Genomic DNA, 23,857 nt, shown 5'->3' on the forward strand with positions numbered 1-23,857 from the left:
CAGCCCCCATGTCTTCTTTCTTCTCGGCCCTGGGTCGCGGCCTGCGCGGCGCGTGGTGGGCGCTGGACTTCACCCGCCGGGCGCTGCTGAACCTGCTGTTGCTGGCCGTGCTGGCCACGCTGCTGTGGTTGTGGCTGCGCGACGGCCCCGAACCGCTGCAGCCCAAGACGGCCCTGGTGCTCGACCTGCAAGGCCGCATCAGCGAACAACGCCCCGAATCGGGCCGCGGCAGCGCGCTGCGCCGCCTGGAAGGCGAACGCGACGAGCAGACCCGCCTGCGTGACGTGCTGGCCGCGCTGAAGGCCGCCGAGCGGGACCCCGCCATCGCCCACGTGCTGCTGCTCACCGACGGCCTGCAGGGCGCCGGCCTGGCCACGCTGCGCGAGGTGGCCGCCGCGATGCAGGCCGTGAAGGCCGCCGGCAAGCCCGTCTACGCCTGGGGCTCGAACTACGACCAGCCCAGCTACTACCTGGCCGCCCACGCCACCGAGTTGTGGCTGCACCCCATGGGCGGCATCGAGATCGTGGGCTACGGCCGCACGCGCAGCTACTACAAGGACCTGTTCGAGAAGGTCGGCGTCACGGCCCACGTCATCCGCGCCGGTCAGTTCAAGAACGCGGCCGAGACCTTCTCGGCCAGCGGCCCCTCCGAACAGACCAAGGAAGCCGATGCCGCGCTGTACAACGCGCTGTGGTCCACCTGGACCGGCGGCGTGGAGAAGGCCCGGCAGTTGCCCGCCGGCAGCGTGATGCAGGCCATCGATTCGCTGCCCGACAGCCTGGCGGCCGCCGGCGGCGACCTGGCCCGCTGGGCCGTGCAGCGCAAGCTGGTGACGGCGCTGAAGACCCGCGACGAGATGCGCGCCCGCCTCATCGAGCTGGGCGAGAAGGCCGAGGCCACGCCCGACAGCGCAGCCCCGCCCACCTTCCGGCAGGTGAACTGGCGTGCCTACCTGGCCCGCCAGAAGCCCGAGACCAGCGGTGATGCCCTGGGCATCGTGGTGGCCGAAGGCGGCATCAGCGACGGCCGCGCCGGGCCCGGGCGCATCGGCGGGCTGAGCACGGCCGAGCTGATCCGCCAGGCGCGCGAAGACAAGCAGATCAAGGCCGTGGTGCTGCGTGTGAACAGCCCCGGCGGCAGCGCCTTCGGCAGCGAACTGGTGCGGCGCGAGCTCGAGCTCACGCGCGCGGCCGGCAAGCCCGTGGTGGTGAGCATGGGCGACGTGGCCGCCTCGGGCGGCTACTGGATCAGCCTGGCCGCCGACGAGCTGTTGGCCGACCCGGCCACCATCACCGGCAGCATCGGCGTGGTGGCCATGCTGCCCACGGCCGAGGGCGCCTTCAGCAAGCTGGGCATCCGCGCCGCCGGCGCCAGCACCACCTGGCTGGGCACCGCCTACGACCTGCGCACCGGGCTCGACCCGCGGCTTCGCACGCTGATCCAGAGCGGTGTCGACCACATCTACAAGGACTTCATCACCCGCGTGGCGCAGGCGCGCAAGACGACGCCCGAGAAGATCGACGCCGTGGCGCAGGGCCGTGTGTGGGCCGGCAGCCAGGCCCTCGGCCACGGCCTGGTCGACCGCCTGGGCGGCCTGAACGATGCCGTGCGCGTGGCGGCCGCGCGCGCCAAGCTGAACGAAGGCCACCGCGTGGTGTACGTCGAGGCACCGCCGGGTCGGCTGGACCGGTGGCTGCAGCGCTTCGGCCTCAGCGAGACCCTGGGCCCCCTGCTCAGCAGCCTGCAGGCCTGGCAAGGCGCGGCGGAAACGGCTGCAGCCACCGCCGCGCTGGCGCCCTTGCCCGCCGCCGCGGCGCTGCCGGTGCTGCAGGAACTGGAGGCGCTGGGCGTGCAGCCGGGCGCCATGGCGGCCGGCAAGCGGCCCTACAGCGCGGTGCTGCACTGCCTGTGCGAGGTGCCCTGAAGCGGGCTTGAACCGTCACTCGCGCCCGCACCGGGCGCGAGCAGCGGGGCCGCCTCAGCGGCACCGCGTCAAGGCAGGCGGGCCTGGATCAGCACGTCCACACGCCGGTTCGGCAGCAGGCACTCCTGCAACTCGGCCGGCTTGGTGAAACGCTGCTCGCAGCCTTCGATCTGCTGCGCGTCGCCGCGAGCGGCGGTGTTGATGAGCGCGGCGTCCAGGCCCAGGCGGACCAGCTCGGCCTTCACGGTGGCCACGCGCCGCTCGGAGAGGCGCTGGTTGTAGTCGCTATGGCCGGTGCTGTTCAGGCGGTCGGCATGGCCGGTGAGGGTGATGGACTGCACCACCAGCTTCTCGCGCAGGATGCGCTTCGCCAGCTGCTCCAGCCGCACGCGCGAGTAGGGCCGGGCCTGGCCGATCTCGTGTTTGTCGAAGTTGAACACCACCTCGGCAGACAGTTGCAGCAGCCGCTCGGTGACGGGCGGCACCGGCACGGGCACCGGCAACACCACGGGTGCGGGCACCGGGGGCGGGGCCGGCAGCGGCGGCGGTGCGGGTGGGGGCGGCGGTGCCGGGGGCGTGCAGCTGGCCGCCAGCGCCTGCGCTTCGCCCAGCAGGTCTTCGGCGATCTGCACGTAGGGCTTGGCGTGGCGCCACTGCTGCTGCTTGTGTTCGTTGCCGGCGTGCACCAGCTCCACCTCGGCACAGGCGGCCTTCTGCTGTGCGCAGGCCCAGCCGCTGTGGCCGCGCAGGGCGGCGGCGCGCTCCCAGAGGTCGGGGCGCAGGCGGTCGGCGCCGTTGACCAACGGGGTGTCGGTGGGCAGCGGGTTGCGGCCCTGCTCCATGCCGACCACCAGCTTCTCGGCCTCGGCCAGGGCCTCTTGCGGGAAGGCGCTGCGGTCGTTGCGCGTGTACTCGTGGAAGCTCACGTCCAGCCAGCACTGCGCCTTGCTGAGGAAGTAGTCGCGCACGGGCCGGCCGCGGTCGTTCAGGCCCTTGATGCGCGCCTGCATCGCTTCGTAGGTGCGCTGGTCGGCGCTGATGGCTTCGTCGCTGATGCGTTCGGCCGGCGGCTTGAGCTGGGCGCCTTGCGCGAAGGCGGGGGCGGCAGCCATGCCCGCCATCAAGGCGGCCAGTGCGGCCGCGAATGCGGCCATGAACGCGGTGGCCCGGGGGAGGTGTCTGTTCATCGCGGCAGGCTCCGGTTGACCTCGCGGTCGCGGCCCTTGAAGAGGTTCTCGTCGAACTTGAAGCGCAGGCGCAGGTAGACGCCGCGGCGGGTGTACTCGTAGCCGGTGAGATCGGCATCGCCGGCAAAGCCGCTGGCGTTGAAGCCCGCCGAGAGCCACAGGTTCTGGCGCAGCAGGTAGCCGGCTTCCACGCCGTAGGCCGTCTGGCGCGCGCCGCTGCCGCCGAACTGCGCGGCGGCGAGCACGCCCACATCCCAGTTCTCGGTGAGGTCGTAGACCAGCCGGCCGGCGACGAGCCGAGCGCCGAAGCTGTTGGGCACGCCGCCTTCGAACACATCACGCTGCCACTTGGCGGCCACGCGGCCGGTCAGCCACCAGGGGCGGCTGGGGTGGTAGTCGCCGTGGGCCGAGGCGATCCAGGCGCGGGTGCGCAGCTCGCCCACCAGCGCGTTGCTGGCGTCGCGCTCGGTCTTGTATTCCAGCTTGGCCAGCGCGTTGACGCGGTTGGTGTCGGTGTCGCGGTAGGCCACGCCGAGCTGGGCGCGGTCTTGCAGCACGTCGCCGCGCGCGGCGTAGTCGGTCTGCAGCAGGTGGTTGCGCAGCAGCAGCGTCCAGTCGCGGCTGAGCTTGCGCGCCAGCAGGCCCTGCCAGAGCAGGGTCTGGAAGCGTTCGTTGTCGGCCGTGCCGGCCACGTCGCCCGAACGCCGCAGCTCCACGCGTGTGCTGCCGCGCCACAGCGGGTGGGCCGTCCAGTCCAGGCCGAGGATCGCCGCGTTGACGGGCGCCGTGTTGCCACTGACCACACGCAGGTGCTCGTAGGCGCTGCTGACGCGCCAGCCTTCGGCGAGGTCGTGCACGTTGCGCACGCCGCTGGCCTGCACGAGGTCGCGGCCGGAGATGGCGTCGCGCAGGCGGTACTCGCTGAAGGCCTGCGTGTCGCGCAGGTAGCTGCTGTCGATGCCGAGCGCCACCGTCTCGGCACTGCGGCCGGTGTCGGACACACCGCCCAGCTGCACCCAGCCGCTTTGGCGCTCGTAGCGGCCATAGAGGCGCGTGCGTTCGGCCAGCAGGTAGTCGCCGCCCAGCGCCACGCGGCGGCGGGCGTCGCCGGAGATGTCGTTCTCGGCTTCGGCGCCGAGTGACAAACGCTCGGTGGCGCGCCAGCCCAGGCCCAGGCGCAGGCTGTCGCTGGCCAGCGCCGTGCCTGCGGGCAGGCTGCTGGCCGCGGGCGGCAGGCCGCCGCTCTGGCTGATGACGGGCAGGCCGGTGGCGGGGTCGACCGCCTGGTTGCCGAAGCCGAGAACACCGCCGCCCGAACCGCTGCCGATGCCGCTGCTCAGGCCCAGCGTGTTGTCGAAAGGCCAGCTCAGCGTGCCGCCGGGCAGCGTGCCCACGGTCTCACGTGCGCGGCGCAGACTGGCATCGAGCGTGAGGCTCTCGGTCGCGTCCCAGCGCAGGCCCAGGCCGGCGCCGCTGCGCGTGCCGCCAGCGGTGTTGCGGTCTTCACTGCGCAGGCCTTCGGCGTAGAGCTTGAATCCATCGGCCACGCGCACGGCGCCCTTGGCGAAGAGCTCGCCACGGCCCCCGTTCAGCGGCGCCGCCGGGTTGTTGAAGAGCGGCGACGAGCGGCCCCAGAACACACGCGCTTCGGTGCTCTCGCCCTCGTGCGCGAGTTCCACGCGCGCGGCCTTGCCATCCACCTCGCCGGTGCGGCCGGCCAAAGCGGCGGAGGTGCTGCGATTGGTCGGGTTGGTGTTGACGGTGCTGGTGCTCTGCGCCGCTTCCACCACCAGCGCGGTGCGTGGGGCCAGGCGCAGCGTGGCGTTGGCGCTCACCAGTTCATAGGGTGCCAGCACGTTGCGGTCGGTGACCACCGAGCCACCCACTTCCACGGCGGAGCTCAGGCGCCACTGGCCGTCGGCGCCCAGCACCCAGAAGGCCTCGCCGCCCTGATCGACCTCGTAGGTGATGCGCAGGCTCACCGGGTTGAGCTGCTCGTCCACCGCCGGCAGGAAGCTGGTGAGCAGGATGCGGCCCGAGAAAGGCTCGAAGCTGTAGTCCACCAGCCGCACCAGCGCACGCACGCTGACGATGCGGGAAGGCTGCAGGCGGTCGCGCACCACGACCTCCACCTTCTCGCTGCCCTCCAGCACGCCGTTGTTGCGCAGGCCGTAGGGGCCCGAGCCCTGGCTGGCGATCTCTTCCACCACCTGGCGCAGCGTGTCGCGCGTGGCGAACACGTTGCCCGTGAAAGCGCCGGCCTCGTGGTGCAGGCGCAGGCCGGTGGCGGTGCGGTTGTAGTTGCCCAGGCTTCGTTGCTTCAAGGACGCCACGGCGCCCTGGCCGATGGCCTGCGTGAAGCCGTCGCCAGTGACGAAATCGCCGTAGAGCGCGTAGCTCTTGTCCTTGTCGATGCGCACGTAGAGGCGGTCGCCGCTGCGCGCGTCGAAGCTGCGCAGCGAGGCGTCGCCGTACACGGGGTAGAGCTCGTCGGGCCGCACGTCGCGCAGCAGGCGCGCGCGCGTGGCCTTGTCGCTGTCGTAGGCCGCCGTCAGCAGCAGGTCGCCGCGGATCGTGCCCTTCAGGTAGAAGGCCGCGCGCGCCGCGGCGTTGGCCTTGCCCCCGTTGAACTGGCGGCTCCACGACTCGATCTCCTGCTCGAAGCCGTCTTGCCGGCGCGGCTGCGAGAGCTGCACCTTGTTGCGGAAGCTCAGGATGCCTTCCACCAGGCCGGCCGCCACCATCGGCCGCTGGTCGGGCACGAAGCTGATGACACCGGCCGCCTCTTCGGCGCCGGCGCTGATGCGCACGCGCACGTCCTGCGCTTCGGCCGGGGCCAGCAATGTGAACTCGGCAAGGCCGCCCTCCACCTTCAGCTGCACGCCGGGCGTGGCGCGGTCGGCATCGAGCCGGCGCGGGCCGAACTCGTCGGTGCGCGCACCCGGCAGCAGCACGCGGCCGCCGGAGTGTTCGATGGTGGCGAACACGGCCTGCTTCAGCGGCTGGCCGTCGCGGCCGAAGAGGCGCAGCGTCAGGCGCACCGGCGCCTGGCCATCGGCGGGCACGGCGTTCTGGTCCACCTCCACCACGATGCGGCCCACGGCGCCGTTGGGCGCGTAGTCCACCCCGCCCTGCTCACCGCGGAAGCGCAGCGGCGCCTGCGCGTCCTGCCCAGGCTGGCGCGGGTAGAGCGTGGCATCGCCCGCGGTGCTGGGCGTGTAGCGCACATCGGCCGGTGTGCCGGCGGGCGGCTGGGTCTGCGCCTGCACCGGGGCCTGCGCGGCCAGGGCCACGGCGCCCAAGGTCAGCAGCCGGGTCAGGCTGTCGGCCATGAAAGGCTCAGCGCGCGCCATCGCTGCCTCCTTCGCGGCGCGCACCGGGCGCGGTGCCGCTGTCGCGGCCGGCCGGGGCGGGTTGGTTCATCGGCAGCTGGGAGGTGGGCACGTGGGTTTCGTCGGCCGCGGGCTGGGGCGGTCTGGGTTTCGTGTCGCGCGCCTTGGGCGCCTGCTGGTTGGCGCCGTCGGTGCCCTGCTGCGGCGAGTTCAAAGGCGTGAGGCCGTGCGCCTTGCTGTCGAAGCGCAGCGCCGGGCCGCCCTTCTTCTCGGGCTCGGGGGCGCGCACCTCACCCTGGGCGCGGCGGGCTTTCACCTGTTCCAGCACGGTGTTGCTGCAGCTGCCCTCGATGAAGTCGGCGCGGTGCAGCTCGCCGTTTTTCAGGTCCAGCCACAAGCTGCCGGCATCGCCCAGGTTGCGGTTGCTGGACGTGGTGAGGCGCGAGCCACGCGGCAGCGTCAGCGGGTCGGCCTTCAGCACCGCGCTGCGCGGCGGCACGCCGCAGACGCTGTACTTGCCTTCGCTGTCGCTGATGAGCGTGGTGCCGTCCTGCATCACCAGGCGCACCCCCGGGATGCCCAGCTCTTCGGCGTCTTGCACGTGGTTGCCATTGCAATCGACGAAGACCTTGCCCAGCACGCAGGCGTCGGTGGTGAAGACGCCGCCGCTCACCCGCACGCGGAAGGCGGCGTCGTTGGTGGCCACGCTGCCCGGCAGCGGGTTGAAGCTCGCGTCCACGCAGCCCGCCGGCTGGCCGCAGGCATGGCCGCGCGCCCGGTTGATGCCGTCGCCCTGCTGCGCCCCCACGCCCACACGCAGGCGGTAGCGCAGCACGAGCTGGCGGCTGGCCGGCATGGGGCCGAGGTTGAAGGCCAGGGTCGGGCCCACACCCCCTTGCGGGTCCGCAATCGGCACGTCACCCACCATCGCCGTGCCGCGGATGTAGGTGAAGCCCGCCGGCAGGCGGTCCACCACCGTCGTCTGCCGCGGCAGCGCGCCGCTGGGCACGCTGACGGTGATGGTGTAGCGCACGCTGTCGCCCACCTCGGCCTGCGCCTTGTCGCCCGTCTTGCTTAAGCCCACGGCGCCGGGCAAAGCAGGGTCGAGCGGGATGTGGTTGTGGATGATGTTGGCGCCGCCCGAGCCCGAAGTGAGGCTGAGGAAGTAGGTGGTGGCCGTGCCGATGGCGCCCGTGGGCGCGGTGGCCTGCGGCTGCACCGGGAACACCGAGCCCGGCCCACCGCCCGGCACCAGCGGCCCGGCGGCCGGCGGGATGGCGCTGGAGACGAAGCTGTAGCCCGCCGGCGGCGTGACCGTCAGACCGAAGGTGCAGCTGGCCGGCGCGCCCGGCCCGAAGAGGAACTGGTAGAAGCCGTCGCTGCCCACCGTCATCGAAGCCGCATCGCCGCTGAGCGTGTAGCCGCCCAGCGTGGCGCCCACCAGCGCGGTGGCCGGGTTCCAGCCCGTGCAGGCGCCCACCGGCGCCAGGCGCACCACCGAGCCCGGCACCGGCGTGCGCAGGCCCGAGTCGTAGACCACGCCGCTGGGGTCCACCGGCAGGCTTTGCTGCGGCAGGTCCTGGCCCGGCGCCAGCACCACCGTCAGCGCTGGTGTGTTGCCGGTGCCCACGCAAGAACTGGCGGTGCCGGCCGGCGGTGTGGCGTTGCAGCTGGCGCCGCTGCTGCCCGGCGCGGTGTTGCCGTTGACCGGGTAGCCGTAGACCACGCCCGAGCCGGGCTCGCGGAAACGCACCGCCAGCGGCACGCCTGGCAGCAGGTTGGGCACGCTGTAGGCGCCGCTGGCATCCGTCGTGGCGCGGCCGACGATGGCGCCCGTGGCGGGGTCGACCACTTCCACCAGCCAGCCGGCCAACCGGCGGTCACCCGCGTCGAGCACACGCGAGCCGCTGCCGATGTCGTACCAGACCGTGCCCGACACCGAAGCGGCCCGCTGCACCGGCGTCGGCGTGCGGCAGGCGTTGTGCTCGATGGCCGGCGTGCACACCGGCAGCGCGGCGGGGTTGTTGTTGAAGGCGTCGCGCTCGGCCGCGCTGGGGCCGCGCGCCGGCAGTTCACCGCCGCCTTCGACCATCACCACGTTGTTCACCGGCGAGGCCGTGGCCGCCGCGGCCCCCACCGCCACGCTGGCGGTGATGGCATCGGCCGCCACTGCGCCCGCGGCGATGACGGTGCTGCTGCTGCAGCTGAAGCTGCTGGCGCCCGCGGCGCCGCTGCACACCCAGCCGTTGCCGGCGGGCGTGGCGGCCAGCGTCAGGCCGGCGGGCAGGCGGTCGCTCACGGTGTAGGCACCGCTGCTGGCGATCTCACCCACGTTGCGCACGCTCAAGTGGTAGCCGCCGCTGTAGCCCACGGTGAAGGGCGCGCCCACCGCGCTCTTGCTCACGCGCAGGTCGGGCGAGTTGCCGATCTCGCCGAAGTTGTTGTTCAGCGCCTGCGCGCCGGGGCCCAGCACCACGGCCGCGATGGCCGAAGGCACGGTGCCCGGCCCGGTGGCCGTGCCGCCCAGCGTGCCGGCGGTGGTTCTGCCGTTGACGGTGCCGGCCGGCTGCGTGGGCTGCGTGACGGTGTAGGTGCCCGGGCGCAGACCGTCGAAGCTGTAGCGGCCGTCAGCACCTGTCACCGTGGTGAGGCTCACCGCGTTGCCAAGGTCGTCGGTGCCGGTGAGCACCAGGGTCACGCCGGGCAGGCCGCCTTCGCTGGGGCCGACGATGCCGTCGTTGTTGTTGTCGGCGTAGACGATGCCGCTCAGGCCAGCCGCCGGCACTTCGCCGAAGTTGTTGGCCACCGAAGCCGCGCCCACGCCCAGGCTCACGGCCGTGATGGCGCTGGGTGCGGTGGCCACGGCCGTGGCCGTGCCGCCGGTGCTGCCAGCCACCGTGCGGCCGTTCACCGTGGCCGGCGGCTGCGTGGGCTGGCGCAACGCGTAGTTGCCCGGGGCCAGGCTGCCGAAGCTGTAGCTGCCATCGGCCGCGGTGGTGGTGCTGCGGCTGATGCTGCGGCCTGCGGTGTCGGTGCCGGTGAGTTCGATGGTCACACCAGCGATGCCGCCTTCGGTGCCGTCGATGAGGCCGTTGTTGTTGGCATCCAGCCAGACGCGACCTTCGATGGCACTGTTGTTCGGGATCTCGGCGAAGTTGTTGCCGCTGGACGTAGCGCCCGAGGTCGCGAGCACGATGCCCGCCACCGCGCTGGGCAGCGTGGCCACGGGCGTGGCGCTGCCACCGGCGCTGCCCGCCGTGGTGATGCCGTTGCTGGTGCCGGCCGGCTGCGTGGGCTCGGTCACGGTGTAGGTGCCGGGGCGCAAGTCGGCCACGCTGTAGCGGCCATCAGCGCCGGTGACGAGGTTGCGCGTGACGGCCGCGCCGGTGTCGTCGGTGCCGGTGATGACGAGCGGCACGCCGCCCAGGCCGGCATCGCCAGCGGTGTCTTGCAGGCCGTTGTTGTCGAGGTCGAGGAAGACGGTGCCGCTGATCGAGACCGGCAGCAGTTCGCCGAAACGGTTGTCGGTGCTGGTGCCGCCTGCGACCAGCGTGATGCCGCTCAGGGTGCTGGGCGTGCTGCCCACGGCTGTGGCGCTGCCGCCGGTGCTGCCGGCGCTGCTGCGGCCGTCGACGGTGGTGACGGGGCCGGCTGCGGTATTGACCACCGGCTGCGCTGCCTGCTCGGTGACGGTGTAGCCGCCGGGGCCGGCGGCCAGCAGGTCGGTGAAGCTGTAGTTGCCGGCGGCGTCGGTGGTGGCGGTGCGCGTGACGTTGTTGCCCGCCGCGTCGGTGCCGGTGAGCGTGACCACCACGCCCGCGATGCCGCTTTCGCCGCCCTGGCGGATGCCGTCGTTGTTGGTGTCGAGGTAGACCGAGCCCGAGAGCGTGGCCGCACGTTCGCCGAAGTGGTTGCCGGCCGAGCCCGTGGTAGGCAGGTTGCTGATCGTGATGGCGTTGCCCACACCGCTGCTGCCGCTGCCGCCCGGGTTGGTGGCGCCTTCGCCATAACCGGCGGGCTGCACTTCGCACAGCGTGTAGGTCAGGCCGGCGGACACACCGCTGAAGCTGTAGTTGCCGCTGGCGTCGGTGGTGGTGGTGGCCACCACGGCGCCGCTGCAGTTGGGGCCCAGCACGAGGCGGATGGTCACACCAGGGATGGTGCCGTCGCCCGCGCCCAGGGTGCCGCTGCCGTCGCGGTCGATGTAGACGCTGCCGGTGATGGGCGCGATGGGCAGTTCGCCGAAGAGGTAGCCGGTGGCCTGCACCGCGGCGCCCAGCACCACGCCCGAGATGCGGTCGTTGGTGGCGGTGCTGCCGCCGGTGCTGCCCGCAGTGTCGCGGCCGTCGTTGAAGACACCGGCCGCTGGCGGGATGGCGCCTTCGGTGACGGTGTAGCCGCTGGCATCGCTTTGCAGCAGGCCGTCGAAGCTGTAGTTGCCGCTGGCGTCCGTCACCGTGCTCAGGCTCACGGCCGCGCCGTTGATGTCGGTGCCGGTGAGCGTGACGGGCACGCCGGGGATGCCGGTCTCGCCGGCATCACGCACGCCGTTGTCGGTGTTGGCGGGCGTGGCGGGCGAGTAGTCGGCGTACACCGCACCGGCCAGGCTGGCCACGGTTTCGCCGAAGTTGTTGTTCGGCGAACCGGCCGCGGCCAGGTTGGTGACGGTGGCCACGTTGCCGGCGCTGCCATTGGCCGTGCCGGTGCCGTAGCCGCCGGGCTGCGTCTGGCAGACCAGGTAGTTCTGGAAGGCCCGCACGTTGTCGAAGCGGTAAGTGCCGTCGGCCGCGGTGGTGGTGGTCTGCACCGTGGTGCCGGTGCTGCAGTCGGCGCCCTGCACCAGGCGCAGCGTCACGCCGGGCAGGCGGCCGATTTCTGTGCCGCCGAGCGTGCCGTCGCGGTCGCGGTCGATCCACACCAGGCCGCTGACGCTGCTGAGCTGCACCTCGCCGAAGTTGAAGGCCGTGCCGTCGGCGCCGCTGGAGAGGTCGATGGCGGCGATGCGGTCGGTACCGGCGGCGGGCGTGTCGGGCTGCGCCGTGCAGCCGGCGGCACAGGCGCTGCCGCCGACCAGCCCCGGGTTCACCGGGCCGTTGCGCAGGCCGGCCGGGCTGGCGGGCAGCGGCTGCTCCAGCGTGTAGGGCACCAGCGGGTCCAGGCCCGTGAAGCTGTAGCTGCCGTCGCCCGCGGTGGTGGCGGTGGCCAGCACGCTGCCGTCAGCGGCGTTGAGCAGGCGCACCGTGGCGCCAGAGATGGCGGGGTCGGTGGCGGCATCGCGCAGGTTGTTGGCGTTGGCGTCGAGGTACACAAAACCCGACAGGCTCACGCGCCGCAGTTCGGGGAAGTTGTAGTTCGTGCCGCTGACGCTGGCACCCAGCACCACGCCGCTGTGGCTGCTGTTGCCATTGCCGCCGCCGGCCGCGTAGGTGCCGCCAGCGCTGCCGGCAGGCGCAGCCACCGGGCCGTTGTCGTAGCCCGCGGGCTGCGTCTGCGTGAGCGTGTAGCCCGCGCCGTTGGAGGGCGCCAGGTTGTTGAAGAGGTAGTTGCCGCTGGCGTCGGTGGTGGTGCTGCGGTTCACCACGTTGCCGTAGGCATCGGTGCCGGTGAGCGTGACGGTCACGTTCGCCACGCGCGGCTCTTGCCCCGCGGCCTGGGGCGTGCCGCCGTTGGCGCCGCTGCGCACGCGGTCTTCGAACACCGTGCCCGCCAGCGACGAGCGCTGCACCGTCACCGTGCTGGTGCCGGTGTTGTTGCCGCCGGGGGTGTCGATGCCGCCGATCTTGATGGGGTCGGTGTCCACCGTGGCGCTGTTGGTCACGCTGCCGCTGCCAGGGTAGCTGGTGATGCGCACCGGCACGGTGATGGTGGCGGTGCCGCCGCTGTCCAGCTGGCCGAGCGCGCAGCTCACCGTGACGCCGCTGCGCGTGCAGTTGCCGTTGGCCGGCTGCAGGCTGCGTGTCCAGGTGATGGGGCCCGTCACTTCGGCCTGCGCCGGCAAGGTGTCGGTGAGGTCGGTCTGCAGCGCATTGCCCGGGCCGTTGTTGACGACCGTGATGACCCAGTCGAAGGGCTGCATCAGCGTGGGGCTGGCCACGGTGGCGGCCTTGCTCACGCGCAGGTCCACGCGCTGGCGCGTGGTGGTCTGCTCGTTCTCGGTGTTGTTGCCGGCCTGGGTGTCGGGCTCGTTGGAAGACACCGTGGCCACGTTGTTGAAGATGTCGCCGGTGGGCGCCGGTTGGTCCAGCACCTCGAAGCGCAGGAAGATGTTCTTGGTAGCGCCCACCGCCAGTTCGCCGACGCCGGCACCGGTGCTGGCCGTGCCCGCCGGCACGCTGCAAGTGAAGGGCGGAATGGCCGTGCCGGGCGCCGAAGTCACGTTGGGGTTGCTGCACAGCGGCGCCGGGTTGCAGGTGCTGCCGCCGAAGGTGGTGACGTCGCAGACGAAGCGCACGCGCTTGCCGGCCGGGGGCGTCATGGTCTCCGTCACCTGCGCGCCGGTGGCGTAGGAGGGGCCGCTGTTGTTGACGCTGACCTGGTAGGCCAGGAAGGTGCTGCCCGCCGTGTAGGCCACGGGGTCGAAGTTGACGGCGCCGACGCGGTCGGTCTTGTTCACCAGCAGGTCCACCGCCGCGGCGGTGACGGCCAGCGTGGCGCTGCGTTCGTTGTTGCCGTTGTCACCACCGGCGGGGTTCTCGACGCTGGTGGTGTTCACGCGCGCCAGGTTGCCGAAGCTGCGCGCCGGGTTGCCGGCCTGGAAGTTGGGGCGCACCAGCAGCGTGATGGTCTGCGTCTCGCCGCTGGCGAGGGTGCCGATGGTGCAGCTGAAGTTCGAGCTGCCCGGCGTGAGCACGGCGCCGGCCGCGATGCTGCAGGTGGAGCCCGATTTCGACGAGGTGATCTGCGTCACCGTCACGCCGCTGTCGCCGCCGGGGAAGGTGAACTGGTCGCTCACCGTCACGCCCAGCGCCGGGCTGGGCCCGTTGTTGCGGAACGAGAGCACGTAGGTGGCCACCTCGCCCGCCCGCACCGTGCCGGGTGTGACCGACTTGCCGGTCATCTCGACATCGGCGATGGGCTCGATGACCACGGTGTCGCTGGCGCTGTTGTTGTTCGGGTTGGGGTCGCCTTCGTTGACGTTGCGCACCGTGGCGGTGTTGGTGAAGCTGCCTTCGCTCATCGGGCGGTTGACGACGATCACCACCGTCACGCTCTGGCCCTGCAGCAGCTGCCCGCCGTTCTGGCTGCACACCACCTCGTTGCGAACGCTGCTGCAGTTGAAGGTGGCCGTGCTGCCGGCCGAGGGCGTGGCCGTCAGCGAGGCCACGCTGGTGTTGGACACGAAGGCCGGCAGGCTGTCGCTGATGACCACGCCCGTGGCGGCCTGGGGCGTGGCCGAGACGTTGCTCACCACCAGCGTGTAGGTCACCGAGCCCTCGCTGGTGCTCACCGTCTTGTCGCCGCCCGTGGGCGTGCTGGTCACTTTGGTGATGGCCAGGTCGGGCTGCACCGTGGTGCTGGTGTTGGTGGCGGTGGCGCAGTCGTTGGTGGGGTTGGGGTCGGTCTCGGCCGGGGGCGAGGCCAGGCCCGCTCCGGCGCCCGCGGGCACCGAGCCGCCCGTGCAGGCGGTGTTGCCCACACTGCCGGCTGCATCGGCACGCGTGACGATCGTCAGCGTCGGCAACGAGGCGTTCACCGCCAGGCCGCCGGTGTTGGGGTGGCTGCACACGATGGTGGGCGCACCGCTGGCGTCGCAGCTCCAGCCCGTGCCGCTGGCGCTGACGAAGCTCTCGCCGCTGAGCTGCTCCACCACGCGCAGCGGCCCGGTGGCCGTGCGCGGGCCGTTGTTGCTGACGGTGATGCTGGAGCTCATGTTCGCCCCCTGCGCCACCGGGTTGGGTGTCTTCGATTTCGACAGCCGCAGGTCGGCCCCGTCGGGCAGCACGTTGACGTTCACCGAGCCGCTGTTGTTGCCGGCGTCGGGGTCGTTGGAGCTGGCAGCGATGGACGCGGTGTTGGTGTAGCTGGTGCCCGTGGGCCCCACCGCCGCATTGCCCGGCGCCTGGGCCACGACGGTGATGTCGTCAGCCGCGCTGGTGGGCATGCTCGCGCGGGTGCAGCTCACCACGTTGGCGGCGTTGCTGCAGGCCCAGTTGGTGCCGGCGGCCGAGACGAAGGTCCAGCCGGCGGGCAGGGTGTCGGTGACGACCACGTTCGTGGCCGTGGCCGGGCCGCCGTTGCGCGGCTGGATGCGGAAGCTGACGTTGCTGCCGGCCACCGCCGGCACGGCGGAGATCACCGATTTCTGCGCAATGCGGATGTCGGCCCCCGGCAGCACCGTGGTGCTGGCGGTGGCGGTGTTGTTGGCGGTGTCGGGGTCGGCGGTGCCGCCCGTGGCCGGGGCCACCGAAACGCTGTTGGTCACGGTGCCTCCGGCCGCGTTCACGCGGCCCACCAGCGTGATGGCCGGGATGGCCGCGCCCGCGGCGTGCGGGCCGGGCCGGGTGCAGCTGACGGTGCCAGCGCTGTGGCTGCAGGTCCAGCCCGAGCCTGCTGCGGACACGAAGCTCACCGAAGGCGGCAGGGTGTCGGTGACGACGATGTTGCCCGAGGCGTTCGGCCCGGCATTGCTGACGGTCAGGGTGTAGCTCAGGTTGGCGCCGCCCACCACCGGGTCGGGCGTGCCGACCTTGGCGATGGCGAGGTTCGCACCGCTGATGACGGACGTGGTGGCGTTCTGGGTGTTGTTCGCGGGGTTGGTGTCGTCGTCGGCGGTCAGCACGGCCGTGGCGCTGATCGTCGTGGGGCCAGGGCCGAGCGCACGCCAGGTCAGCACGATGTCGCGCAGGTCGGCACCGTTGCCGCCCAGCGTGCCGAGTTCGCAGCGAACCACGGTTGCCGACAAGGGCGCGCAATTGGCGGCCGCCGGCGAGGCGCTGAAGAAGGTGGCCCCCGAGGGCACCGTGAAGGTCAGCCGCGTGTTCAGCGCCGAGGCCGCCGCGTTGTTGTCGATGCGCAGGCTGTAGGTGTACAGGCCGCCGGCGGGCACCGGATCGGGGTCGTCGACGAGTGACGCGATCTGGGGGTCGGAGGCCCAGGCAGCCGCTGGCAGCAACATCAGCGCCAGCGCAACACGGGCCCACTGGCAGAGCCCGCGCGCTCCGATGCGCAAGCCACGACTCAAACGGTTCGCAGAGATGCGCAAACTGGCTCCAACCCCATTGATGCGTCAGGGTGCTGCCGATGCCCCTGCTGATCAGATGTTAGCCGACCAGTCAGGCATGACCGGGATCCTGGCCAGGGCGAAGTTCCGGCACCGGCGCTTCCGCGCCGCAGGCAGCGCATCCCCTGGACGCTGCAGCGTGTCGCACAGCGCAGGCGCGCAGTGGGCCTCGGTTCGCAAAATCAGCCATGCCCTCACCCACCACCCCGCCGCCGCCCAGCCCCACCGCCCTTTCGAGGCTGCTTCTCGCGGGCCTGGCTGCGCTGTGCGCCACCGCGGCACTGCAGGTCGCGGCCGCCCAGGGTCCCGCGCCGCCGCCCGGCCTGCCCGCGCTGGAAGCGGCGATCTCACGCACCTGGCAGGCCGCCGGCGTGCCCGGCGCTGCGGTGGTGGTCATCGAAGGCGGGCGCGTGGTGCTGGCGACCGGGCATGGCGTGGCCGATCTCGCGAGCGGTCGCGCCGCCACCCCGAACACGGTGTTCCGCGCCGGTTCCATCAGCAAGACCTTCACCGCGATGGCGGCGCTGGCCCTGGCGGAGGAAGGGCGCCTCTCGCTGCAGGCACCGGTGGCGACCTTGTTGCCCGAGTGGGCGCACGACAACCGCTGGGCTGCCACCGATCCGGTGCGCCTGGTGCACTTGCTCGAGCACACGGCGGGCCTGGACGACGTGCGCTACCGGCACTACCTCCTCGACAGTGCCACCCTGCCCCTGGCCCAGGCGCTGCCGGCTTTCGGGCCCTACGCGGTTCGTTGGCGCCCGGGCAGCGGCACGGCCTACAGCAACGCCGGCCCCGTGGTGGCAGGCCGCGCGATCGAACGCGTGGCGGGCACCGACTTCGCCGCCTTCGTCACGCAGCGGTTCACGGCGCCGCTGGGCATGGCCAGCGCGCGCTGGACCCGCAGCGACGACATCGAGGTGCGACTGGCGCGAAGCTACGGCAGCGACGGCCGCACGCCTGAGCCCTTTGTCGAGACCCCCGCGCGGCCCAGCGGCTCGCTGAACATCAGCGCACGCGATCTCGCAAGGCTGCCGCAGGTGCTGCTGGGCCGCGGCGAACTCGACGGGGTGCGGGTGCTCACGCCGGCGTCGGTGGCACGCCTGGAGCAGCCCGCCACCGGCGCGACGGCCGCACAACCGGGCCTGGTCCTGGGCTGGGGCCCGGGCCTGCAGGCCGATGCCGAGGGCCGCGCGGTGTTCTACGGCCACGACGGCAGCATCGACGGCTTCGTCGCACGCTTCGCCTACGCCCCGACGCTGGGGGCGGGTTACGTGGTGATGGCCAATTCGCTGTCCGACGCACCCCTGGCCGTGGCTGCGCAGATCCGTGCCTACCTGGAGCGGAAGCTGCCGCCTCCGGCCGCCACCGGGCAGCCCGTGAGTGCCGCGGAGCGCGCGGCCTGGGCAGGCCAGTACCAGAGCCTGACGCCGCGCCAGGAACTGTTGCGCGGCCTGATAGGCCTGACCCAGTGGGAAGGCGCCGCTTTCGACGGCGACGTGCTGCGCTACGGGGGCCGGCGCTGGCTGCACCAGGGCGGCGGCGTCTTCCGCGCCGAATCCGCAGCCGCGCCCGGCCTGGTGTTCACGGCGCCAGGCCCCGAACGTGCCGAGGTGCAGGCCCACACCCGCGACGGGTCGCGCCGCCGCGTGCCGGCCTGGGAAGCGGCGCTCAAGCAAGGCAGCCTGGCGGTGGCGGCGGTGGTGCTGCCGCTGAGCCTGCCGCTGGCCCTGTGGTGGGCATGGGCCGCGTGGCGCGGGCGCCTGGGCCCCACGGGCCGCCGAGGTGCCGCCTGGGCGGCGCGCGGTCTGCCGCTGCTAGCGCTGTGGACGGCGGTGGCGGTGCCGGCGGGCGTGCTGGCACTCCTCGGCACGGCCGACCTGCAGTGGCTGGGACGCCCCACCTTGGCGGGCTGGGCGCTGGCCGGCATCGGCGCCCTGGCGCCGCTGGTGTGGCTGCTGGGCGCCTGGGTTTGGTGGCGGTCGGCGCTACCGCGATGGCCGCGCGTGTTGGGTGGCCTGCACTTGCTGCTGGCGGCCCTGCTGCTGGGCTGGCTGGCCAGTCACGGCTGGCTCGGCATGCGCATCTGGCACTGACGCCTCCGGCCAGGCCCGGGGCAGCCCCACTTCAGCCTTCAAGCTGAGGGCCAGGCTTGCCGGCCTCGACGACGTAGCGCGCCTGGGTGTGCAAAGCACTGTCGGGCAGCCGGGCATCGGCCACCGCGTGCAGCCGCACTTGCAGGCGCCCGGGCTCCAGCACGAAGCTCTGGTAGCCGCGCTGGTCGCCACGCACGTGCAGCAGGTGCGGGTTCACTGGGCGCAGCGTGTCCAGCCGGGCCTGCGGCAGGCCCAGGCTGCTGATGGAGGTGCCGACGAACTCGCTGCCGATGACCGGGGCCTTGGGGTCGTCGTAGTCGGCCTTGAGTTCGGCCACATAGTGCGCGTGCACATCACCGCCCAATGACACCAGCCCCGGCACGCGGCGCTCGGCCGCGGTGCCCAGCAGGCGGGCGCGCGTGGCAGCGTAGCCGTCCCAGCCCTCGGTCCAGTAGCGACCGCGGGTGGGGCCGGCGGGGTCGGTCCAGCTGCAGCGCGCCATCAGCGTCTGCTGCAACAGCAGGTTCCAGGGCCGGTCCAGCGCCCAGCCCTCGGCGAGCCACTGCTCTTGCGCTGCGCCCAGCAGGCTGCGGTCGCGCGCCAGCAGCGCCGGGCATTCGGCGACGTCCACCGTGTTGCTGCCGCCGCGGCCGGGGCGCGGGCAGGCCTGCGGGTCGCGGTGCTGGCGGGTGTCCAACAAATGCAGGCGCGCCAGGCGTCCCCAGTCGAGCCGGCCGGTGATGCGCATGGCGCCGCCCACCGGGCGCGCGGCCTTGGGCCAGGGCAGGAACTCCCAGTAGGCCTGGTAGGCCGCGGCGCGCTGGGCCGCGAAATCGGGTTGCAGGTCCTGGCCCTGCAGGCCGGCGTAGTCGTTGTCGACCTCGTGGTCGTCCCAGATCAAGAACCACGGTGCGGCGGCGTGCGCAGCCTGCAGCGCGGGGTCGCTCTTGTACTGCGCATACCGCGCGCGGTAGCCGGCCAGCGTGCGCACCTTGCCGCCCTCGTGGCGGCGCGGCGCGTCGGCGGGGCTGCTGTCGCGGCCGTATTCGTAGATGTAGTCGCCAAGAAAGACCACGAGCTCGGGCGCCTCGGCCGCGGCATGGCGCCAGGCGGCGTAGTGGCCGACATCGAAACGCTGGCAGCTGGCGGTGACGAAGTGCAGGCGCTGCACGCGCGCATCGGGCGCCGGCGCGGTGCGCGTGCGGCCCACCGGGCTGCGCTGGCCCAGGGCTTCGAAGCGGTAGAAGTACCAGCGCTCGGGCTGCAAGCCGGTGGGCTCGGCGTGCACGCTGTGGGCGTCCTCGGGCACGGCGGTTTCGGTGCCGCGCGCGGCGATGCGCGTGAAGGCCTCGTCTTCGGCGATCTCCCAGCGCACCTCGGCCTGCGCGGGCAGGTCGGGGCCGGTCAGCATCGTCCACAGCACCAGGCCCCGCGGCTGCGGTTGGCCCGAGGCCACGCCCAGCGCAAAGCGCGCCGTGTCGGCGGCGCGCGCGTGGCGCACGAACAGTGGCGCGGCCACCGCAGCGGCCGTGCCGGCCAGGACCTGCTGCAGCCAATGGCGGCGGGCTGCCATCGTCAACGCGGCAGCGCCGCCGGGCGCGCCAGGTCTTCGAGCGAGGCGCCCTGCTGGCGCAGCAGCGCCTCCAGCGCCGGCAGCAGCGGGCCCAGACGTTCGTCGATGGCAGCGCGCACGGTATCCACGAAGACCTGCGTCTGGCGCTCGATCTCGATGTTCAGCCCCGCGCCCTCGGCCTTCTCGGCGAAGGTGGTCATGCGCAGCGTCTCGGGGATCAGCCACACCTCGAACCAGCCGCTGCCATCGGCCGCGCGGTGGGCCTCGGCCACGGTGAGGCTGGCGCCGTTCACGGCGATGTAGCCCTTGGCGAAGACGTAGCGCATCCACGGCGCGGGCACGCCAATGCGCAGCACGCAGTTGTTCTCGGGCCGCCGCACCTGCACCACCGTGGCGAGGAAGTCGATGTGGCCGCTGAGCGGGTGGCCGCCGATCTCGGCGCCGTCTTTCGCGGCGCGTTCCACGTTGATGCGGCTGCCCGCCTGCAGGGTGCCCAGCGTGGTGAGCGCCAGGCTCTGCTGCATCACGTCGAAGCTGGCGGCGTCGTCGCCCACGCGTTCAGTGACGGTGAGGCAAACCCCGTCCACCGAGACGCTGGCGCCGATGGCCAGCCCCTCGGTGAAGCCGGGCGGCAGTTCCAGGATGAAGCTGCGCAGCCCGGGGCGGTCGGTGATGCTGCGGACGGAGGCGATGCCTTGAACGATGCCGGTAAACATGGATGGGCAGCTTAGCAGCGCTGCCTACACTCGGTGGCCATGGACGACAACGGCGCGCTGGCGCACTTCAGTCTGCTGGCCCCGCCACCGGGGTTCGCGGCCGATCCCTACCCCACCTATGCCGCACTGCGCCGCACACGCCCCGTGCACCGCCTGGGCCCCGACAGCTGGCTGCTGACACGGCACGCCGACGTCCTGGCGGCCTACCGCAGCACGCAGCTCAGCAGCGACAAGCATCGCGAGTTCGCGCCCAAGTTCGGCCCGGGCTCGCCGCTGTTCGAGCACCACACCACCAGCCTGGTGTTCAACGATCCGCCACTGCACACCCGCGTTCGCCGCATCCTGATGGGGGCCTTGAACCAGCGCGCCATCCAGCGCATGGAAAGCGGCCTGCACGCATTGGTGGACGGCCTGCTCGACCGCCTGGCCGACAGGCCGGCGCCCGACCTCATCGAAGACTACGCAGCGCAGATCCCGGTGGAGGTGATCGGCAACCTGCTGGCCGTGCCGCACGAAGACCGCGGCCCGCTGCGCGCCTGGAGCCTGGCCATCCTCTCGGCCCTGGAGCCCGCACCCGGCGCCGAGGTGCTGGCGCGCGGGCACGCGGCCGTCACCGATTTCCTGGCCTACCTGCGCGGGCTGGTGGCCGACCGCCAGGCCCACCCCGGCGACCCCGACAGCGACGTGCTGACACGCCTGCTGCAGGGTGATGCAGAAGGCCGGCTGAGCGAGGCCGAGTTGCTGCACAACTGCATCTTTCTGCTCAATGCGGGCCACGAGACCACCACCAACCTCATCGGCAACGGCCTGCACGCGCTGATGACGCACCGCCACGCCTTCGAGCAACTGCACGCCGAGCCCGGCCTCATCCAGGGCGCCGTCGAGGAACTGCTGCGCTTCGAGAGCCCCTTGCAGCTCAACAACCGTCTCGTGACCGCGCCGCTGGAGTTGGGCGGCGAGTTGCTGCCGCCGGGCAGCTTCCTCACGCTGGGCATCGGCGCGGCCAATCGCGACCCGGCCGTGTTCGCCGAACCCGACCGGCTCGACCTGCTGCGCAAGCCGAACAACCACCTCGCCTTCGGCCAGGGCGCCCATGCCTGTTCGGGCATGAACGTGGCGCGGCTGGAAGGCCGCATCGCGATCCTGAAGCTGATCCAGCGCTACCCGCGGCTCGAACCCGCCGGCCCGCCCGAACGCGACCTGCGCCTGCGTTTCCGCGGCTTCCGCCACCTGCCGGTGCGTCTGGGCTGAGCATGGAACCCTTCAAGAACCTGCTCAACCCGGCCCTGGTGGCCGAGGCCGGGGCACGGCTGCGGCGCCATGCGCCCCGCTTCGATGCCGAGGCTTTCACCGCACAGGCCTGCGCCGGCCTGGAAGCGCTGGAGATGAAGGCCCGCGCGCTGCAGATCTGCGCCGCGCTGGAAGCCACGCTGCCGGCGGATTTCGACGCGGCGGCCGGCCTCCTCGAGCAAAGCCTGGCGCCCCCCACCGCGCCTGGCGAGATCTCGGCCGCCCCCGGGCTGCACGAAGGCCTGCGCGGCTGGATCCTGTGGCCCGTGGGCGAGTACATCGCACGGCGCGGCCAGCGGCAGCCCGAGCGTGCGATGGCCGCGCTGCACGCGCTCACGCAGCGCTTCACGGCCGAGTTCGCCATCCGGCCCTTCATCGTGCAGCACCCGGCGCTGGCCTTTGCCACGCTGCAGCGCTGGGTGGCCGACCCCAGCGAGCACGTGCGGCGCCTGGTCAGCGAAGGCAGCCGCCCACGCCTGCCCTGGGGCCAGCGCCTGCACGCGCTGGTGGCCGACCCCAGCCCCTCGCTGCCGCTGCTGCGCACCTTGCAAGACGACCCCAGCGCCTATGTGCGGCGCAGCGTGGCCAACCACCTCAACGACATCGCCAAAGACCACCCCGGGCTGGTGGCCGCCTGGCTGGAAGCCCACCTGCCCGGTGCGCCCGCCCCGCGCCGGGCGCTGCTGCGCCATGCCAGCCGCACGCTGGTGAAGCAGGGTCACGCGCCCACGTTGCAGGCCTGGGGCCTGGCACCGGGCTTCGACGGCCAGGCGCGCCTGCGCGTGAGCCCGGCCCACGTGGTGCTGGGTGGCGCGGTGACCATCCGCTTGACGCTGCAGTCCAAGGCCCCGCAGCCACAAACGCTGGTGGTGGACTACGCCGTGCACCACGTCAAGGCCGACGGCAGCCTCAGCCCCAAGGTCTTCAAGGGCTGGAAGCTCGTGCTGGCGCCAGGCGAGACCGCCACGCTGGAGAAACAGCACGCCCTGAAACCCGTGACAACCCGCCGATACCACGCCGGCCGGCACGGGCTGGCCGTGCAGGTGAACGGGCAGGCCGTGGCCTCGGCGCACTTCCACCTGCAGCTGCCCGGCGGCTGATGGTTGCCGGCAACAAGCTACTGACAAGGGTTCGTGACACTTGAAGTGTCCACTTTGAGTGACATACTGAGGCACCGCGCCGCCGCCCGTCCTGCACACGCACGCCCCACGATGTCGATGTTCCCCCCCGACCACGCACTGCGGACGACGCTGGCCGACGAAATCCACGCCCGCCCGCCCGAAGCCGTGGAAGCGCCGGCGCGCGCCAGCTACGTGGCCGTGCTGGTCGAGGCCGACCAGCGCACTCGCGAGTTCGGGCACCTCTGCAGCCTGTGCGACAGCCTGGGCGTCGAACCGCCCCTGCCCGGCGCCTCTCACTTCCGCGCCGAGTTCAACACCGAGCGGGGCCATTGCCGGCTGAAGTGGGAGCGGCACGGGGAGTTCTCGGGCTACACCGTCATCGCCGCCGATGTGAACGAGCGCCCTTTCCAGGCCGTGGCCGCCAGCCTGCTGCCCGAAGGCTGGCTGGCCGCGCTGCCCGGCGCCACCATCGCCGCTGCCCACGCCACGCTGCTGGTCGCGCCCGAAGAGACGCGCCTGGCCGGCCTGCTGGAGCAGGCCTTCGCAGGCCAGACCGTGGCCGGTGCCGTGGTGGCCGACGGCGCGGCCCGCGTCTACACCGATTTCCGTCTGCACGAGGGCTGCACGCGCTTCGTGCTGGTGGACAACCACCTCACCGAACGGCAGGCCGGCCGCACGCTGCAGCGCCTGTTCGAGATCGAGGCCTACCGCACGCTGGCGCTGCTGGCGCTGCCCATCGCCCGGCGCCAGGGCCCGCGCATCGTGCAGATCGAGGCTGCGCTGGCACAGCTGACCGACGGCATCGCCCGCGGCGAGGGCGACGACGAAGTGCTGCTGCACGAGCTCACGCGCCTGGCCGCCGAGGTGGAAAGCGGCCTGGCCGCCAGCCAGTTCCGCTTCGGCGCCTGCCGCGCCTACGAAGACCTGGTGATGCGCCGCATCGCCGAGCTGCGCGAGCAGCGCCTGTCGGGTGTGCCGCCCATCGAGGAGTTCATGGCACGGCGCTTCCGGCCCGCCGTGGCCACCTGCGCCACCGTGTCGCAGCGGCTGCACGACCTCTCGGAACGCGTGGCGCAGGCCAGCGCGCTGCTCAGCACGCGGGTGGACATCACGCGCGAACGCCAGAACCAGGCGCTGCTGGCCAGCATGGACCGCCGCGCCAAGCTGCAGTTGCGCCTGCAGCAGACGGTGGAAGGCCTCTCGGTGGCCGCCATCTGCTACTACGTGGCCGGGCTGGTGGGGTATGGCGCCAAAGGCCTGAAGGCCGGTGGACTGCCGGTCAACGCCGACCTGCTGACGGGCCTGAGCATCCCGCTGGTGGCCGTGGCCGTGGTGCTGGCCGTGCGCCGCGCACGCCGCCGCGTCGCCGCCGACGAGGCCGCGCATTGAAGGGCCCGCAA

Annotated in this window: 10 protein-coding genes; 5 read left to right on the top strand and 5 right to left on the bottom strand. The window is 72.4% G+C overall.

The window, feature by feature from the left end:
• Positions 1–8: 8 nt before the first annotated feature.
• Positions 9–1,925: a signal peptide peptidase SppA gene (gene sppA, locus EOE66_RS05575; protein ID WP_128227693.1), complete on the top strand. Its 1,917-nt coding sequence runs from the start codon at positions 9–11 to the stop codon at positions 1,923–1,925.
• Positions 1,926–1,993: 68 nt separating this feature from the next.
• Here the strand turns inward: sppA and EOE66_RS05580 are convergent, their stop codons facing one another.
• From EOE66_RS05580 to EOE66_RS05590, 3 genes are read right to left on the bottom strand one after another with little or no spacing between them, the layout of a single operon-like run.
• Complete coding sequence (locus tag EOE66_RS05580; RefSeq protein WP_128227694.1) at positions 1,994–3,112, bottom strand: OmpA family protein; 1,119 nt, start codon at positions 3,110–3,112, stop codon at positions 1,994–1,996.
• The gene (locus EOE66_RS05585) at positions 3,109–6,444 is read right to left on the bottom strand and encodes a hypothetical protein (RefSeq protein WP_128227695.1); all 3,336 of its coding nucleotides are present in this window, start codon (positions 6,442–6,444) and stop codon (positions 3,109–3,111) included. Before EOE66_RS05585 ends, EOE66_RS05580 begins: the two co-directional genes overlap by 4 nt.
• Before the next feature lie 7 nt (positions 6,445–6,451).
• Positions 6,452–15,613 carry an SdrD B-like domain-containing protein gene (locus EOE66_RS05590; protein ID WP_128227696.1) on the bottom strand — a complete coding sequence of 3,054 codons (9,162 nt, stop codon included), beginning with the start codon at positions 15,611–15,613 and terminating at the stop codon, positions 6,452–6,454.
• Positions 15,614–15,852: 239 nt separating this feature from the next.
• On the opposite strand from EOE66_RS05590, the gene EOE66_RS05595 reads away from it, so the two are divergent.
• Positions 15,853–17,757 (top strand): serine hydrolase domain-containing protein, encoded by a 1,905-nt coding sequence (locus tag EOE66_RS05595; protein ID WP_128227697.1) that lies wholly within the window; start codon positions 15,853–15,855, stop codon positions 17,755–17,757.
• Between the two features lie 31 nt (positions 17,758–17,788).
• On the opposite strand, the gene EOE66_RS05600 is transcribed toward EOE66_RS05595, so the two are convergent.
• Together EOE66_RS05600 and EOE66_RS05605 are read right to left on the bottom strand one after the other, a co-directional pair.
• Positions 17,789–19,330, bottom strand: a complete 1,542-nt coding sequence (locus EOE66_RS05600) for an alkaline phosphatase D family protein (RefSeq protein ID WP_128227698.1) — start codon at positions 19,328–19,330, stop codon at positions 17,789–17,791.
• Positions 19,331–19,332: 2 nt separating this feature from the next.
• Positions 19,333–20,046 (bottom strand): riboflavin synthase subunit alpha, encoded by a 714-nt coding sequence (locus tag EOE66_RS05605; RefSeq protein WP_128227699.1) that lies wholly within the window; start codon positions 20,044–20,046, stop codon positions 19,333–19,335.
• A gap of 39 nt (positions 20,047–20,085) precedes the next feature.
• On the opposite strand from EOE66_RS05605, the gene EOE66_RS05610 reads away from it, so the two are divergent.
• From EOE66_RS05610 to EOE66_RS05620, 3 genes are all read left to right on the top strand, one after another.
• Complete coding sequence (locus EOE66_RS05610) at positions 20,086–21,297, top strand: cytochrome P450 (RefSeq protein WP_128227700.1); 1,212 nt, start codon at positions 20,086–20,088, stop codon at positions 21,295–21,297.
• A gap of 2 nt (positions 21,298–21,299) precedes the next feature.
• Positions 21,300–22,436 (top strand): DNA alkylation repair protein, encoded by a 1,137-nt coding sequence (locus EOE66_RS05615; protein ID WP_128227701.1) that lies wholly within the window; start codon positions 21,300–21,302, stop codon positions 22,434–22,436.
• 111 nt (positions 22,437–22,547) lie between these two features.
• Positions 22,548–23,846: a DUF3422 family protein gene (locus EOE66_RS05620; RefSeq protein ID WP_128227702.1), complete on the top strand. Its 1,299-nt coding sequence runs from the start codon at positions 22,548–22,550 to the stop codon at positions 23,844–23,846.
• Positions 23,847–23,857 lie beyond the last annotated feature (11 nt).

The organism is Rubrivivax rivuli, assembly GCF_004016505.1.
GTDB classification, from domain to species: domain Bacteria; phylum Pseudomonadota; class Gammaproteobacteria; order Burkholderiales; family Burkholderiaceae_C; genus Rubrivivax; species Rubrivivax rivuli.